The 15,496-nt window shown below is 28.2% G+C and carries 12 protein-coding genes and 3 tRNA genes; 11 read left to right on the top strand and 4 right to left on the bottom strand.

Annotation, left to right across the window (positions count from 1 at the left end):
- Positions 1-10 precede the first annotated feature (10 nt).
- Both HRT41_12950 and ilvD read right to left on the bottom strand, forming a co-directional pair.
- The gene (locus HRT41_12950; GenBank protein ID NQY24930.1) at positions 11-1,438 is read right to left on the bottom strand and encodes a Do family serine endopeptidase; all 1,428 of its coding nucleotides are present in this window, start codon (positions 1,436-1,438) and stop codon (positions 11-13) included.
- A 160-nt stretch (positions 1,439-1,598) separates the two neighbouring features.
- The gene (ilvD, locus tag HRT41_12945) at positions 1,599-3,290 is read right to left on the bottom strand and encodes a dihydroxy-acid dehydratase (protein NQY24929.1); all 1,692 of its coding nucleotides are present in this window, start codon (positions 3,288-3,290) and stop codon (positions 1,599-1,601) included.
- A gap of 237 nt (positions 3,291-3,527) precedes the next feature.
- Between ilvD and HRT41_12940 the strand changes: the two genes are divergently transcribed.
- The 9 genes from HRT41_12940 (at position 3,528) to HRT41_12900 (ending at position 10,573) form a co-directional block, all read left to right on the top strand.
- Positions 3,528-3,614, top strand: a tRNA-Leu gene (locus HRT41_12940).
- A 155-nt stretch (positions 3,615-3,769) separates the two neighbouring features.
- Positions 3,770-3,858: transfer RNA gene (locus HRT41_12935), tRNA-Ser, on the top strand.
- Positions 3,859-3,876: 18 nt separating this feature from the next.
- Positions 3,877-3,951, top strand: a tRNA-Cys gene (locus tag HRT41_12930).
- Positions 3,952-4,231: 280 nt separating this feature from the next.
- A complete protein-coding gene (locus tag HRT41_12925; GenBank protein NQY24928.1) occupies positions 4,232-5,491 on the top strand; it encodes a tyrosine-type recombinase/integrase in 1,260 nt (419 codons plus the stop codon).
- Positions 5,491-6,147 (top strand): hypothetical protein, encoded by a 657-nt coding sequence (locus HRT41_12920; protein ID NQY24927.1) that lies wholly within the window; start codon positions 5,491-5,493, stop codon positions 6,145-6,147. The genes HRT41_12925 and HRT41_12920 overlap by 1 nt, the downstream gene beginning before the upstream one ends.
- 327 nt (positions 6,148-6,474) lie before the next feature.
- Positions 6,475-6,681 carry a helix-turn-helix domain-containing protein gene (locus HRT41_12915; GenBank protein NQY24926.1) on the top strand — a complete coding sequence of 69 codons (207 nt, stop codon included), beginning with the start codon at positions 6,475-6,477 and terminating at the stop codon, positions 6,679-6,681.
- A gap of 207 nt (positions 6,682-6,888) precedes the next feature.
- Complete coding sequence (locus HRT41_12910) at positions 6,889-7,233, top strand: hypothetical protein (GenBank protein ID NQY24925.1); 345 nt, start codon at positions 6,889-6,891, stop codon at positions 7,231-7,233.
- A 203-nt stretch (positions 7,234-7,436) separates the two neighbouring features.
- Entirely contained in the window at positions 7,437-8,108 is a 672-nt protein-coding gene (locus HRT41_12905) for a hypothetical protein (GenBank protein NQY24924.1), read from the top strand.
- 275 nt (positions 8,109-8,383) lie between these two features.
- Positions 8,384-10,573: a hypothetical protein gene (locus tag HRT41_12900; GenBank protein ID NQY24923.1), complete on the top strand. Its 2,190-nt coding sequence runs from the start codon at positions 8,384-8,386 to the stop codon at positions 10,571-10,573.
- Positions 10,574-10,714: 141 nt separating this feature from the next.
- On the opposite strand, the gene HRT41_12895 is transcribed toward HRT41_12900, so the two are convergent.
- Complete coding sequence (locus HRT41_12895) at positions 10,715-11,803, bottom strand: hypothetical protein (protein NQY24922.1); 1,089 nt, start codon at positions 11,801-11,803, stop codon at positions 10,715-10,717.
- Between the two features lie 635 nt (positions 11,804-12,438).
- A complete protein-coding gene (locus HRT41_12890) occupies positions 12,439-12,966 on the bottom strand; it encodes a hypothetical protein (protein ID NQY24921.1) in 528 nt (175 codons plus the stop codon).
- 426 nt (positions 12,967-13,392) lie between these two features.
- Here HRT41_12890 and HRT41_12885 point away from each other — a divergent pair, with 426 nt between their 5' ends.
- Entirely contained in the window at positions 13,393-14,451 is a 1,059-nt protein-coding gene (locus HRT41_12885) for a DUF4935 domain-containing protein (GenBank protein NQY24920.1), read from the top strand.
- 334 nt (positions 14,452-14,785) lie between these two features.
- A complete protein-coding gene (locus HRT41_12880; protein ID NQY24919.1) occupies positions 14,786-15,472 on the top strand; it encodes a hypothetical protein in 687 nt (228 codons plus the stop codon).
- The last annotated feature ends 24 nt before the right edge of the window (positions 15,473-15,496 follow it).

Here is a 15,496-nt window from a genome sequence, read left to right as displayed (position 1 = left end):
AATAAATCCTTTATTTTATAACCAGTAAAAGTGTTTGACCATATCTGTTAATATAAACTCTTTTATGTCTTTTTTTGTATTTATTTAGGGCTGTTTTTATATTTTTAATTGAAGTAACTTCAATATCTTCTATTTGGATTATAACATCTCCTGCTAAAAATCCAACTTTTTCTGCACGTGATTTTGGTTCAACACTTTTAATTAAAGCGCCTTTTACTGTTTTACTAAGTCTGTATTGTTTAATAGTATTATCATTTATTGAAGAGAGTTTTAATCCCCCTAATACAGTCTTATTTGAACTTATGCTTTCAATAACATTTTGATTTCCTAAAATAATGGATAATTCAATGTTTTTATTGTTTCTCTCAATTTGAAGTTTTATTTTTGAATTTGGCTTAAATTGTGCAATAGTATGTTGTAATGCTTTCATGTCTTTAATGCTTTTATTGTTAATAGCATAAATTAAATCGCCACGTTTTATTCCATATTTAGAAGCAGGTGTATCAGGCGCTACATCTAAAACTAAAGCACCTTTTTTATGGCTATAAACTTTTGCTAAACTAAGACTTAAATCATCAATTACTACCCCTAAATATCCTCTGGTTACTTTTCCATCGCTAATTAGTTTTTGAACCACATCTTTTAGCATATTAACAGGAATAGCAAAACCAATACCATTATTTCCACCCGATTTTGAAATAATCGCAGAATTTAATCCAATTAGAGCACCTCTTGAATCTACAAGAGCGCCCCCTGAGTTTCCTGGGTTAATGGAAGCATCGGTTTGAATAAAGTTTTCATATTTATTTATACCTACTTTATTTTTATTTAAAGCAGAAATAATACCTTGGGTTACAGTCTCCCCAATTCCAAATGGATTTCCAATGGCGAAAATAATATCACCAATTCTTAAATCATCTGAATACCCGAATTTAATAGGAGTAAGGTTTTTTTCTTCAATTTTAATAACAGCTAAATCAGAACCTTCATCTTTTCCAATGAGTTTTGCATTGTATTCTTTTTGGCTGTTTGATAAAGATACTGTAATTTCATCTGCATTTTGAATAACATGATAATTGGTAACAATATATCCATCTTTTGAGATTATAACTCCAGAACCAAGTGATCTCTGAACTCTGTTTTTGGGAAATTGATTTCCAAATTGTTCTCCAAAGAATTTTTTAAATAAAGGATCTTTGAACATTTGTAGTGGTAATTGACCTGCTTGAGTAGAGACAGTTCTTTTAGCAGAGATATTGACTACTGAGTCTAAAGAATCTTTTATGCTGTTATTGAATGATAAAATTTGATTAGAAGTATTGGGTGCAATTCTTTGCGGATTTTTAGTTGCTAAATCGAAACTAAAACTTTGTGCAAAAATATTAGTGGCAAAAAGTGAGCCAATGAGTAATAATTTTGTAGTAGTTAGATTTTTCATTGTGTACCTTTGTAAATTGTATAGTGAAAGTTTATACTGTCTGTGTAAACTAATAACTAATAAAAGGTTAACAAAGAGTTAATGTTGTGATTAGATACCTAAGAATAGGCTTTGTGAGTGTCTTAGAGTTTGTAAGTTTTATCTTACAAACTCTAATATTTTAATATAAATCTGTTTTTAACATAGCACCTGTGCTAGCATTGGTTACTAATGATCGATATTGACCCAACCATCTTGATTTAAGTTTTTTCTTAATAGGTACGAATTTCGCTTTTCTTTTAGCTATTTCTTCATCACTGATACGAACTTCTAAGATATATTTATCAACATCAATATGAATTTCATCTCCATCTTCTAATAAACCAATCATTCCACCCTCAGCTGCTTCAGGACTAACATGTCCAATTGAAGCACCTCTAGTTGCCCCTGAGAATCTACCATCAGTAATAAGTGCTACGCTGTCACCTAAACCCATTCCCATAATCAAAGAAGTAGGAGATAACATTTCTTGCATCCCAGGTCCTCCTTTTGGACCCTCATAACGAATAACAACTACATCTCCAGCTTTTACTTTTCCGCTTACAATTCCAGAAATTGCTTTAGCCTGACCATCAAAACAAACCGCTTTTCCTGTAATTACCCTTGAACCTGTAATTCCAGCTGTTTTAATAACAGCTCCTTCAAGCGCTAAGTTACCATATAAAATAGCTAATCCACCAACGGGTGAGTAAGCATTATCAATAGTATGAATAATACTTGTATCTTTGATATACGCATCTTTGATTTTTTCTAGAATAGTCTCACCTGTGATAGTTAAGTTATCTAATAAGATATCATCTCCACGTTTTGACATTTCTTTCATAACAGCACTTACTCCACCAGCATCATCTATATCTTCCATATGAACAGTAGATAAAGAAGGAGAAATTTTAGCAATATGAGAAACTCTTTTTGAAATAGTATTAATATCTTTTAATTTGAAATCAACTTCTGCTTCTCTTGCAATTGCTAACATGTGAAGTACAGTATTTGAAGATCCACCCATAGCCATATCAACAGCAAAAGCATTTCTTACTGCATTTTCATTTAAGATATTTCTTAATACGAATTTTTTTCTATCGCTTTCATTTAAAGCAATTTCACAAATTCTTCTTGCCGCTTTTCTATATAATACTTCTCTCTCAGGCGTTAAAGCTAAAATTGTTCCATTTCCAGGAAGTGCTATTCCCATAGCTTCCATTAATGTATTCATAGAATTAGCAGTAAACATACCAGAACAAGAACCTCCACTTGGACATGCATTACACTCAATGTCAAGTAGTTCTTCATCCGTCATTTCACCTGCTTCATGTTTTCCAACCGCTTCAAATGCAGTCGCTAAATCAATAGGAGTACCATCTTTTGTATGACCTTTTGACATAGGGCCACCTGATACAAAAATAGTAGGAACATTTACTCTTAATGCCCCCATAATCATACCTGGTACAATTTTATCGCAATTTGGAATACAAATCATTGCATCTAATTTATGTGCATGCATTACTGTTTCAATTGAATTGGCTATTATTTCTCTTGAAGGAAGAGAAAATAACATTCCATCATGTCCCATTGCAATACCATCATCAACTCCAATAGTATTAAACTCAAAAGGTACACAACCGTTCTTTCTTATTTCATCTTTGATAATAATAGATACTTTGTCTAAAAAATAATGACCTGGAATTAATTCAATAAATGAGTTTGCAACTCCAATAAAGGGTTTATCAAAGTCATCATCTTTTAAACCTGTTGCTCTTAATAGGGACCTATGTGGTGCTCTGTTGACACCTTTTTTTATTTCATCACTTCTCACTAAATTTCCTTTTATATACTTTTATTGTAGTGATTATACTTATATCTGCGTTCATTTTTTATTAAACACTTTTATGCCCTTGTAAAAATAAAAAAGAGTGTAAAAATAGGGCTTTATTATATGATAATAAGACCCATTATTTATAATAAAAAGAATTTAATAATATCAATAAAAAAACCTTGACAAAATAGCATTTATCCATTATAATTCCCATCCAATTTAAGCACCTATTTATATGCGAGCGTGGCGGAATTGGTAGACGCGTTGGACTTAAAATCCAATTCTGGTTTCAGAGTGTCGGTTCAATTCCGACCGTTCGCACCATAAATTAAAAAATATCATATTATGATGTTTTTAAATTTAGTCCAATAATGTAGGAACATTATTGAGAAATGAAATGTATATTTCATTTTAGAAAACAAAAATCATAGACGATATGATTTAAAATACTTTTAACTACTTCCTACAGTTATACGGTTGGAGAATTGACAGAGTTGGTCGAATGTACCGGTTTTGAAAACCGGCGAGGGTCACACCTCCGAGGGTTCGAATCCCTTGTTCTCCTCCATTTTTAAAAAAAACTTTCGGAGCCATAGCAAAGTGGCTAATGCATTGGATTGCAAATCCTTGATCCCCAGTTCGACTCTGGGTGGCTCCTCCAAAGTTACCTCCCAATCAATACCAAATCATCCCATAAAACCCTAGATAAGCAATCCTTTATGATATACTACTCTCATACAATATCAATCAATGTATTACAATACCACCCAAAATGGATGGTAAATCGGATGGTACACTACTTTTATAAATGTTTTAATATAAACACCACCCAAATAAATACAGAGATTACCTTATGTCAAGTGTTGGGCTAACCACCCAGAATGTATAATAAATTTATTTTATACCCATATTACCACCCAAAGATTCTAAGGAATATAAAAATGGCTAATATTGACCTCTTACAAGACATTACTATCAAGAAAGCAAAAGCACAAGATAAAGACTACTATTTAAATGATGGTGGTGGATTAAGACTATGTGTGAAAAAGAACGCTAATAAAATATGGGAATTTAGATATACAAATAAAACAACTAAAAAAAGAAGAATAACAACTTTTGAAAGTTATCCCAAAGTTACGCTTAAAAATGCAAGAGATAAAAGAAACGAATACTTAAATCTAATTGCAGAAGATATGGACCCAATAGATTATCATAAGACCAAAAAACAAGAGACAGTATCAGATACAAAAGGTATGTTTAAATCTGTAATGTATGAATGGTTAGAAAAAGAAAGTGAACATACACAAGCTAATACACATAAGGGAAAAGTTAGGGTATTTGAAAATGATGTATTTCCCTTCTTAAGAACAAAACACATTAAAGATGTAAACATAGATGATATTATTAAAATTATCGACTTAAAGAAAATATCTGCTCCTGAGATTGCATCAAGACTTTTTAATAATATGGATAACTTATTTAGATACGCAGTACTTAAAAGATATTGTGATAGAAATTTATTAGCAGATATTAGAAAGTCCGATATTATCAAAGCAAGACCTGTTAAGAATATGCCTAAGATTAGTGACGAAAAAATACTAAGTGAATTAATCTCCTTAATATATAACTATAAAGGTGGATACAGTTTAAGAAATGCTTTAAAGCTTGTTTTACATCTACCTTTAAGAGCTGAAAATCTATGTCAATTAAAATGGAACTATATAGACTTTAACAATAAAACCCTAACAATCCCACGTAAAGAAATGAAACTAAAGAATATAAACTTAGATGATTTTGTTTTGCCTTTGACAGATGAAGTTATAGTAATACTCAAAGAACAAGAAACAATACAAACAAAATACACCCATTTAAAAGAGTTCGTTTTTTTAGGTAGAGATAACGACAAAGCAATAAATAAAGAAAGTCCAAATAGGGTATTAGAACGCTTGGGCTTTAACGATGAATCAAGAGGTAGAAAAATTAGACTTCATGGATTTAGAGGTACGTTTCGCTCTATGATAGATACTCTAGATACAGATAACAAGTTTAGCTTTGAAGTAAAAGAAAGAGCTTTAGATCATCATGAAAAAAATGAAGTAGCAAGAGCATATAATCATAAGGCTAATTACATAGAGCAGCTAAAGCCTTTAATGAATTATTGGAGTGATTATATTATAAGTTTGAAAAGTGAAATATATTAATGAGCAAGTTATTAAATAAAGATAATTTGTTAATTGAAATAAGTGATGTTGCAAAGTACTACTCAATTCCAAAAGAAATAGAAAAGATAATCGTTGATTATTCTCTTAGTGCTTCATTGCTTATAAATTCAATTACTGAAATTAAAAATAATTCACAAAGAATTGACCATTTTGAAAAGAAGTTAGAATTTTCCCATCAAACATTCAAGGATTTAAATAAAATAAACCCCAATAGAGGAAACTTACTATTAGCAAAAAGAGTTAAACTTTTAATTGAACAATTAAGCAAATACAGAAGAGGGAAATATATTAACTCTAAACTTACGATGTATTTTGATAAACAAACTGCTTATCATTTACCATCTATTGGTAACGTGTTATCTATTCTTAATCATAATATTGGGAAAGAAATTAGTGATTTAATTTTCAATGATGTTGATAAATATTATGATGAAAAAACAAAAAGTTTTGACAGTAAAAAGTTGTATAACGATATAGAAGAAAGAAAAACTGCATTTATGGATATACAAAAACTAAAACAAAACCCTGATTTAAAATATTCTTCTATTTCAATCAATAAGATAAAGATTGAATACAATTATAGCGATGCTACAAAAAGAACAGATAGAAAAAACTACATATTAAATAAAGCTTAAACACACAATATTATGACCTATCAAAAGACTATTTTATTATGCAAAATATATCGTCCTTAATCTAATTGAATCTAAATAACATGTTATTTATATGTAAAGAAGGATAAAGAGAAAGTTAATATAGCTTTATTGAATTTTAATATATCATTGACTCTATCGTTACCTTCTCATATAATCTCAATACGTTTAAGCTCATACCATAATATAGAAATAGAGTAAGGGAACGAAATTCTTACCCTTATTTTATTTTTATATTCTCATATAATATCAACAAGCTTAAGCGCATACCAATAATTGCAATTATAAATTAACACAAGGATTTATGAAATGTCTTACAATGAAAGTACTAATATTCAAACAAAGAAATATTATAGAGCTAAAGAACTAGCAGAATATTTAAGTTGTGGTGTTTCTTCAATATGGAGATTCAATAAGCAAGGAAAGATTAAAGCATATAAGATGGGTGGAAATATTACTGTTTTTAATATAGATGAAATAGAAAAAGACTTTATTAAGGAGGGTACTTATGAATAAGGTAATATAAAACAAACCTCAAAGAGTTACATAAGATTATTTATGAGCTTTGATGAGGTAGTTATAATCGTTTTCAGACTTCAATTATAACACACTTCAAACTCATATAATCAAAACAAAACTCAAATTTTATGATCCACGATAAATAGGTTCTTCCTTAAATGGAGTTAATAAACTAATGCCTAAAATTAGGTAAAAGGATAAATTATGAGTGTAGATGAAGGTAATAAAATTCAAAGATTTAGAAAAAAACTACCAAATGCACAAACAAATTGGAGCATGATAAATAACATGAGAACGGTCAATATGTTGGATGGATTAATACGAAAAGAATCCGTTTCTCAATTACTTAACAATTATGGGTTTAGCAAGATAACAAATCCCATTCCTGAGATTAGAAATGAAATAGGTTTTGATAGTATTTTGAATTATAAAATACCAGGACTAAGATGTGAAGAATATAGATTAATTGATAGTGATATTACAAGAGAAAAAGTAGAAATACTGAAGCAAAAGATTTTAAAACACATAATAAAAAAAGAGTGTAAATGAGTAGTGAAATTATAAGCAAAAACATAGCTTTAAGGTGGAAAAAAACACCCACCCCTATGAACTATCAGGCGGTCTCACTTTTAAATGAAATATAAGACACAAAAGCAACTAAAGCCACTAGCACATAGGGCTTTAGTTGCTATGGTTAAAAGGCTTTAAGAAATGACCTTCTTAATGTACCCTCTTTTCTTAGGATTAAATACATGAATATTTTAGAAGAAATAGAAGAACTATTAAAAGACTTTAACCATAATACTAATGAAGAATTTAATATAGATTCTATAAGAATTACTTTTAATAAACGTTACAAAATAAACAAGATAAAAAACTCAGGAAATTGGAAGAAATTACAAAAGAATTCAAACATTCTTAATAAGCTAAAAAGAAGATTATCAGATTCTCAAATAACAAGTGTCTATAAATTAGAAGAACAAAACATTTACTTCTTTAACTCATCTACTCCACCAAAATATAATCAAGCTACTTTAGTAATCTTTGGAATGAAACAATATCATAAAGAGCCACCACCAAGAAAAACTATAACTAAGCTGCTTAAGATAGTAAAAGATATTACAAATATAGACCTATGTGTTGATTTAACTTCTAAACCAAATATAAGAGCCTTAGAGCAATACTTTAATCTAAATCAATACATTGTTCCTACTAATGGAATAATTACAGATACACACTATATCAATCAAACAAACTACACCATGATTGAAAAGATAATCATATACAATAAAGCACTAAAGAATAATTTATCATTACCTCTTTGGAGAATAGAAGCAAAAATATCAATCCCCAATATTAAATACTTAGCCTTACCATTAAGTGAATTTAAAGAGATAATAGACATAGCAAGGATTAAAGAATGACCAAAGAAGACGTAGAGAAAAAGATAAGAGAGATATTGTCTAAAGATAAAAGATTCAATGATGTAACTATAAAGATTGAAACATCAAAGAAAAAGAAAACACCTGGTCATAAGAGTTGAGAATGTTAACTAAGACAATTTGGTTTAAAGGAGAGTAAAACTACTGTATGTCTTTAGAGTGTTTTTGATAGTATTTAATTATTAATATAAATGTATTTTATTTTCGATACGTATTTTAAAACATAATTTTTAAATAAATCATAGGATCTAGTCAAAATGACAAAAACTATTACTACAAAAGTAAGACCAATACGAAAACTATTTATTATTGATTCACATGATATAGGTACTTTTGAAAAAGTAATAAGTAAAATATCTACTGATATTGAGTTTATATTTAATATATTTCTTATAAATGATGAGAATATTTTCTCTGACATAAATAAAGAGTTTGTAAAAAGGCACAATATCGACATTGTATTAAATCTATCGGTATTAGAAAATAAAATTATAGAAGATAATTTTTTAATAGAGTCTATTACTCCAAATGATGACACAACTAAAATTGAAAGATTTGTAACATACTTTTATTCCATATCAAATTTACCAAGTGCATTTAGTAAATATAACGATACTACGAAAGATAAAATCTTGTATTCGAACAAATATGAGAGAGGTAATTATATATCTGCAATGAGCAGCATTAATTTTGGACTTTTGAATGAAGAACCAAAAAAATTATCATCAAATAGTGTATTCGAAAATATAAAATTTATTTCTTGTGAAACAATACAAACAATAAAAGAAAATATTTTTGATAAAGAATCCCACTATTCAAGAATCCATAATATAGTCAATCCTTTTTCTACTGGATACGGAAGTAGCATTTATGAAATAGACTATTCTCATCCTGAACATTTTAAAAAAGATATTTATATATTTGTATCTTCTCTAAATGATTTGGAAGGAATCATATATTTTTGGAATATGAGAGCTTCAAATCCTAGTAAGGAGTTTTTTTGGTTTCCAGAAGAATCTATTAAAGATATGAATTCAGTTTTAACTGATGAGATGATATTTATTGTTACAAATGAAAATCTTGAAAATAAGATAAAAAATTGCAGTTTAAAAAATAAAATTCTAGTACTAGATAAATTGTATTTTTATAGCACTGCAACAAGTTGGAATTTATATGAACATACACAAACTTTAAATATTCAGAACAGAGGCGATTTCTCAATTTCACATCCAATTGAAAAATCATTTTCAACCTTTGGAATAGGAGGTGCTTGTATTATTGAGATTAGTGGATTAAAAAATTTTTTCTATCCAACTCATTCAAAAATTGGAGAACTATTTAAAGTAGGAAAGGAGAATTCTTCGTTCCCTGAAAGATTTACTCATTTAAATAATAAGAAACTCTCAAAATACTATTTAGATTTTAATCCATTTGAGATGCAAGATTTATATGTACAGATTAAACTACCAATATTTAAAGAAGTTGTAGAATTTTTATTTGATTATAAAAATTTAAAATTAAAATCAACTAAAAAAACATTTATTCTAGAACAACTGATTAATTCAATTGGTGGGCTTTATGAAGTGAATCAGCTTTGCGATGAAAGAGTCTTTAAGTTAATAGAAATAATGACACCTACCGTTCAGACAAAAAAAATGATAACTAGTTTAAATGCTAGCTTAGATCACGACAAAGCAAATGAAACTATTGGGAATGAGTTAAATATGAGTAATATTCAGTTTAAACCAATAATTTCAGAATATTCAAATATCAAATCAGAAATTAAAGATGAGAATATAATTCAAACACTTTATAATAAAAAGTTTTTATTAAGAGGCAAAAGTTTTAACTGTAGTCATTGTTCTTCCTATATTTGGTTGCCTTTTGAAAATATAAATAGAGTAAATTACTGTGACACTTGTAATAATGAGGTTCAAATTCCGGTTAATAAAGATGGGAATGATAAGTACAGAATTAATCAATTATTGATAAATGCTTATCACCAGGGACAATTATCAACTCTTTTTTTATTGAATTTTTTTACTGAAAACACTTTTTTTACATTAGATTTTTTATCGAATCAGGAAATATTTAAACAAGGGAATAAAAAAGCTCATACTGATTTAGATTTAATTATTAAAATAGGAAATAGAATTGGATTTGCAGAATGTAAGTCTACAAGTACTTTCTCTAAAAGGCAGATTGATGATTTGTTGGATATTGGAAGAAGTATTAAATGTGATTTTTATATGCTCTCTTGCTTAAAAAATAAAGATGATATAGAGATACTAGAAACTATAAAATATATTGAAACAAAAAATATAAATAAACCAGTATTTATATTTACAAAAGAAGTTTTATTTAAGCCAAAGAGTGTGAATTTTTATAAATATTTTGAAGTAGAAGCTAATAAATTTAAACAAGGCCCAGTTTTACTTGCAAGATAAATAAGAGAATTTAGAAGTGAATATACTTATCATCAGCGCTATTTTAAGTAGTTTTAAAAGAACAGTAGATCAAAAAACTAGAATGACTCTCCTAGTTTTTTACAAAAAAGAATGAATTAATTAGCTTTAAAATGTAATACTTTAAATCTTTTTAGTAGTCCATTCACTGTTCATTCTAAAATATACTGTTCCTTCAATATTTACTGCAAAGATTGGAATATCAATTCCATCGATAGTTTGAACTTTAAATTCAATATTAATTAATGTTTTTTCTGTAATTACTATATTATATTTTTTTGATAATTCCTTTATAAAAACTTTTTTTAAGCTATCATTTATATTTATGTATCCTTTATGTATAGAAATTAGTTGGCTAAATAAATTATAGACTTGATTCTCTATATACTCTGCTTTATTTAACTCATTAATAGCGTTTATAAAAGGTGCTAAGAAAAACTTGATATTTTGAAATGATCTATCATCTATATTTGCTAGTTCAGCACATGTGAGAATAAGCTTGTTAAATTGAACTGCAAGATGAACGCATTCAATCTCAAGATAAATATCAATATATTCTTTGAATTTTTTTTCATGCTTATCATTTATAATTTTTAAGTATAGAATATTATTTCGCCACTGATAAGTATCGGAGCGGCCATTATTATAAGTTACTGTTGAATATTTCTTTTCATAATTATGCTGATAAGAATTAATTTGATAGTTAGAATTATAGTCATTCATTGTCATTATTTCTAGACATTCTCTTGGTATAGGATGAACGCTATCAAATAATTTTTTTGCCTCATTAGATAGAGAACTTATAGTATTTTTCAATGTTTCAATTTCACTTATTTTAGTCGCATGTTTAAGTTGTCTATCTAGTGATTCTTGTGCTACATCAATTTGTTTTTGAGTTGTTCTTTGATTTTCTCTAGTTTGATAAATTAATGCTAATACAGTTGCTAATCCAACAAGGATAGCTGCGAAATCCTTTCCTTCTTTAATCAAGTTTAAGGGGTTATTATCTTCTAAATAATTGCTAAGTAAATCAATGCTTAAAATAGCACCTAATGTAATTGCAATAGAGGTAGCACTAATTATTATGATGTAATCATAAGTATTAAGTTTTGATTCTTCATTTCTGTTGGATAGTTTAGCTACTAAAAAATAAATATGTAACGCAAAAAGAAAAAATAATAATAGTGAAAATTGCAAAATAGGGCTAGTCATTGAACACCTTTTAATTTTAGACATTATAATTAAATCACTTTAAAATAGCATTACCCTTAATCAAGAGTATGCAAAGAATAGTAATACCAGTAATGCATACTTTGCTGTTAATATGAAAGATATAACTATAAAGGCATCTGAACTATTAATAAGCGGTAATGTTTCGGTAAGGGTAAAACACTTCAAATACATTAGAAATAACTGTTAAGTATTGCGAAGGTTTAAAACAAATTCACTCTAATAAAACCTAACATTTATGTTGACATAAGAACTTAACAAAACTTAACCTTTAGTATCGTATTTAATTGTTATCTGTATGCTGACAAATGATTACTTTTGAGTAAATGAAAACCTTATAAAACCTAGCATTTATGTTGACAAATGTTGACATTGAAAACTTGTCAAAACTTGTAATTAAAAACCTCACAAAACCTCACTTAAGAACTTAGTAAAACTTAGTATTTAAAACTTAGCAAAACTCGACATTCATAAAAAGCAATAACCCAAAATAAGCAAACGGTTTTGTATTAAAGCAATTGGATAGTAATCGAATGGAAAAGTATAAAATTAATACAAGGGCAAACACTCAAACTTCCTAAGAGTAAATGTTTAAATAGTTGCCCAGAGTTTGTAATCTATTGAAGTTTAAAAGGTAGAATGGTTGTTATTTTGAATTCTATTTTAATAGAGTCGTTGAACTTTTTTGCTACTTCTCTGTATGTTTTTTTAAATTTTTTGTACTTTTCTATAAGTTCTGTGTCACTCATTTTAGTATCCTCTAAATTATCAAGTTTTGTTGTTACCTTATTACTAAATGTAATGAACCGGTCTTCAAGTTTGGGAAAATACAAAGCCACGTACATCTCTAATTTAGATATTTCCTTAATAAGAGAGTCTTCCATAATTGGTGTGGTAACATCTTTTTTATTTAAAATAGCAATCTTCGCATCTATGTACTCTGTGATAAGTTTATCAAATAAATTGAAACTTAGATAAATTTCTTCAAGTTTTAATCTTTTATAGTTGTATGATTGTAGTATTGTTTCTTTATTTATCTTTAGCTCTTCTAACTTGTAGTTAGCGAGATTTGTTTCCCGAACTCCAAGTAGTGTACCTAAAACAGCAGTCGCAGAAACGAGTATAGTCATTATTGTACTCTTCAAAATCATCCTTTAAATTGTTAATAAAGAATAATACAACAACAATAGTTTAGTCCTACTTTTCACTTACTTGTATTTTAAAAAAGAGTTTACTGATTTCAAATCGGGAAAGCATGTACACTACATGAAACTTGTATCGTGTAAGTTATAGTTTTTATTTCCTTAAAAGAGAAACAAAAAGATCCCCCAACTTTTAGGGAGAACTAAATCAATTCACCCTTTAGTTTTAAGGACAGCCTAAAATTGGACACTCCCATATAAACAGAGTTAAGTATAAAACTAATACACAAACGTATTTAAATAGCTGAGAAGACAAAGTTATCGTTAAAACGTATATTGACTCATCTTATGATGTTTGTTTAATTTAAGATATAGAATATAACTTATATAATAGATAAAATAATGATTAACTTCAAGGATAATACTTCAATGGCTACAGTAATATTTTTAGATACAAATATCTTTGAGAATGCAAAATTTTCATATAACTCAAAACACATGCAGGATTTCTTAAAACGTTGTGAAGAAGATGAGATTGAATTAAAAATTACAGATGTTGTAGAAAATGAAGTACAAAAGAGGATAAGAGCAAATATAGAAGACCCATTAAAGGGGATAAAGAAAGCAGTCTTTGACATTGCTTTTGCCTCTTTGGATATATCAAGAGGAAAACATGGCTTTATTGAAACTCTTATTACAAAACTGACAGAAGATTTTTATACTTTCATAAACACGAATGATGTTGAAATAATAGAATCGGATTACGAAATTAAGGAATTAACGAGCCTATACTTTTTAAAAAAAGCTCCATTCACAGAGCAAAAAAAAGATGAGTTCCCCGATGCAATTATCTTATTAACAATAGACAAATATAGCAATAAAAATCCTTCAAAAACTATATTAACAGTTTCCAAAGATAAAAGCTTTAGTGAGTATCATGCAGATAGTGAAGTGAAAAACTTTGCACAAATTAGTGAAATAACAAGTTACCTAATTGAAAATCCAGATTTACCACTTACACGTTTATTTGAAGTTTCCAAAAATAAAATAAAAGAAGAAATCATTACTTACATAAAGAACAATGATAGATTTGTATTATTTAGTTACGATTCTATCCATGATGTAGAAGTTACTGAGGAGGTTATAAGTAATGTAGTTCTTAAAAATCTGAATATTACAAGCTATGAAGAGTATGCATCTGGATATGAAATTCGACTACATGCAGACTTGCTAATAAGCTTTACTCTAAGTGCTACTTATGCTGACCCTGATTCCATAATATATGATAGGGAGGACAATAAAGACTATTCAAGTCTTTGCACATCTGTAGTAGAATTTGATGCAAGCATTTCATGTGATATAGCTTTAACTATTGATAATGATGAGTTTGACATAGAGGAGATTGAATATAGTGAAAATGAATTTGAATTTTATTTAGATGATGATTCTATTGTAGATACTTCATATGAATATGACGAAGACTTCTAGTAGTACCTTAAGATGGTATTATACATATAGGCTAATACTCTTAGAAGGGTAAAAAGTAACTACATTAAATAGTACTACCCATAAAACTGTTTAAGTTAACGATGTCCATTTTGGACATAACCCCAATTGGTGGGCTTTGCCTTTTTTAGAGTAATCCCCAAAGTTTCACGCTTCACATTTTTATTCGTCGTAAAAGATACGCTCATAATTGAGCACATCTTTTAGCGAGTCATATTTTAAATATATAAAAGTTCTCCCGAAAAGTCGGGGAATCTTTTGACTGCTGTTTAATTGATATTTTGTTATTGTTTCATAACTAAATAAAAGGACTTGCATGCCGTCGTATACATTATCACTTATTGAACTACTATTCACTTTAATTATTTTTTCTTTTGGGGGAGTGATTGTTGGGATCCTAATTAAATATGAAAAAGATTCTACTATCTTTATTAATATAGTTTTAGTCATACTATCGATATTAGTGGTATTAGCCCTAACTATTGGTTTAGTAAATATTTCAATATGTTCTACAGCGTCTACAAGCACATGTAATTTTACGATTAGTGATATTTTAGTTGGACTTGCTGCACTTCTTGCAACTGCATCAATGATTAAATACATCCTAAATACAAATAGAATTGAAAAAGAAAACAAGAAAAGAGACTTACATCCAAAAATTTTACCTTATTTAAAAAAAGTTGAACTATGTAAGACATCGACAAGAAATAATGCATCTCCATTATTTAATGCTACCCAGAAGAACTTAGATGACTTAACAAAATTCTCTGAAGAAATACTTAGCTTAAGACAATTCATTGAAATTGAGTATCATGATAAAATTAAATCTTTTTCTGACCGTATTACTTATTTAGTTGATACACAGGATAAAATAAATAAATTACCAAATACTGCCCCTTCATATCTTGATGAGGAAAAAAAATTAAAAAAATTATACGATACTACTGTTGAAGAACTAGAGTGGCTCAATAAGCTACTAAGTGAAAAGCTATACATATCTTAATTATATAGATAAAACATCCGTAGG

It is taken from the genome of Campylobacteraceae bacterium (genome assembly GCA_013215945.1).
Classification (GTDB): domain Bacteria; phylum Campylobacterota; class Campylobacteria; order Campylobacterales; family Arcobacteraceae; genus NORP36.
Note: the sequence above shows the minus strand (reverse complement) of the source record. Positions and strands in the feature narration are given on the sequence as shown.

What these genes read in the sequence shown, in the direction of transcription:
- HRT41_12880 (NQY24919.1), top strand. Translation starts at nt 14,786, where the DNA reads ATGCCGTCGTATACATTATCACTTATTGAACTACTATTCACTTTAATT.
- HRT41_12905 (NQY24924.1), top strand. Translation starts at nt 7,437, where the DNA reads ATGAATATTTTAGAAGAAATAGAAGAACTATTAAAAGACTTTAACCAT.
- HRT41_12920 (NQY24927.1), top strand. Translation starts at nt 5,491, where the DNA reads ATGAGCAAGTTATTAAATAAAGATAATTTGTTAATTGAAATAAGTGAT.
- HRT41_12915 (NQY24926.1), top strand. Translation starts at nt 6,475, where the DNA reads ATGTCTTACAATGAAAGTACTAATATTCAAACAAAGAAATATTATAGA.
- HRT41_12910 (NQY24925.1), top strand. Translation starts at nt 6,889, where the DNA reads ATGAGTGTAGATGAAGGTAATAAAATTCAAAGATTTAGAAAAAAACTA.
- HRT41_12950 (NQY24930.1), bottom strand. Translation starts at nt 1,438, where the DNA reads ATGAAAAATCTAACTACTACAAAATTATTACTCATTGGCTCACTTTTT.
- HRT41_12900 (NQY24923.1), top strand. Translation starts at nt 8,384, where the DNA reads ATGACAAAAACTATTACTACAAAAGTAAGACCAATACGAAAACTATTT.
- HRT41_12895 (NQY24922.1), bottom strand. Translation starts at nt 11,803, where the DNA reads ATGACTAGCCCTATTTTGCAATTTTCACTATTATTATTTTTTCTTTTT.
- HRT41_12925 (NQY24928.1), top strand. Translation starts at nt 4,232, where the DNA reads ATGGCTAATATTGACCTCTTACAAGACATTACTATCAAGAAAGCAAAA.
- HRT41_12885 (NQY24920.1), top strand. Translation starts at nt 13,393, where the DNA reads ATGGCTACAGTAATATTTTTAGATACAAATATCTTTGAGAATGCAAAA.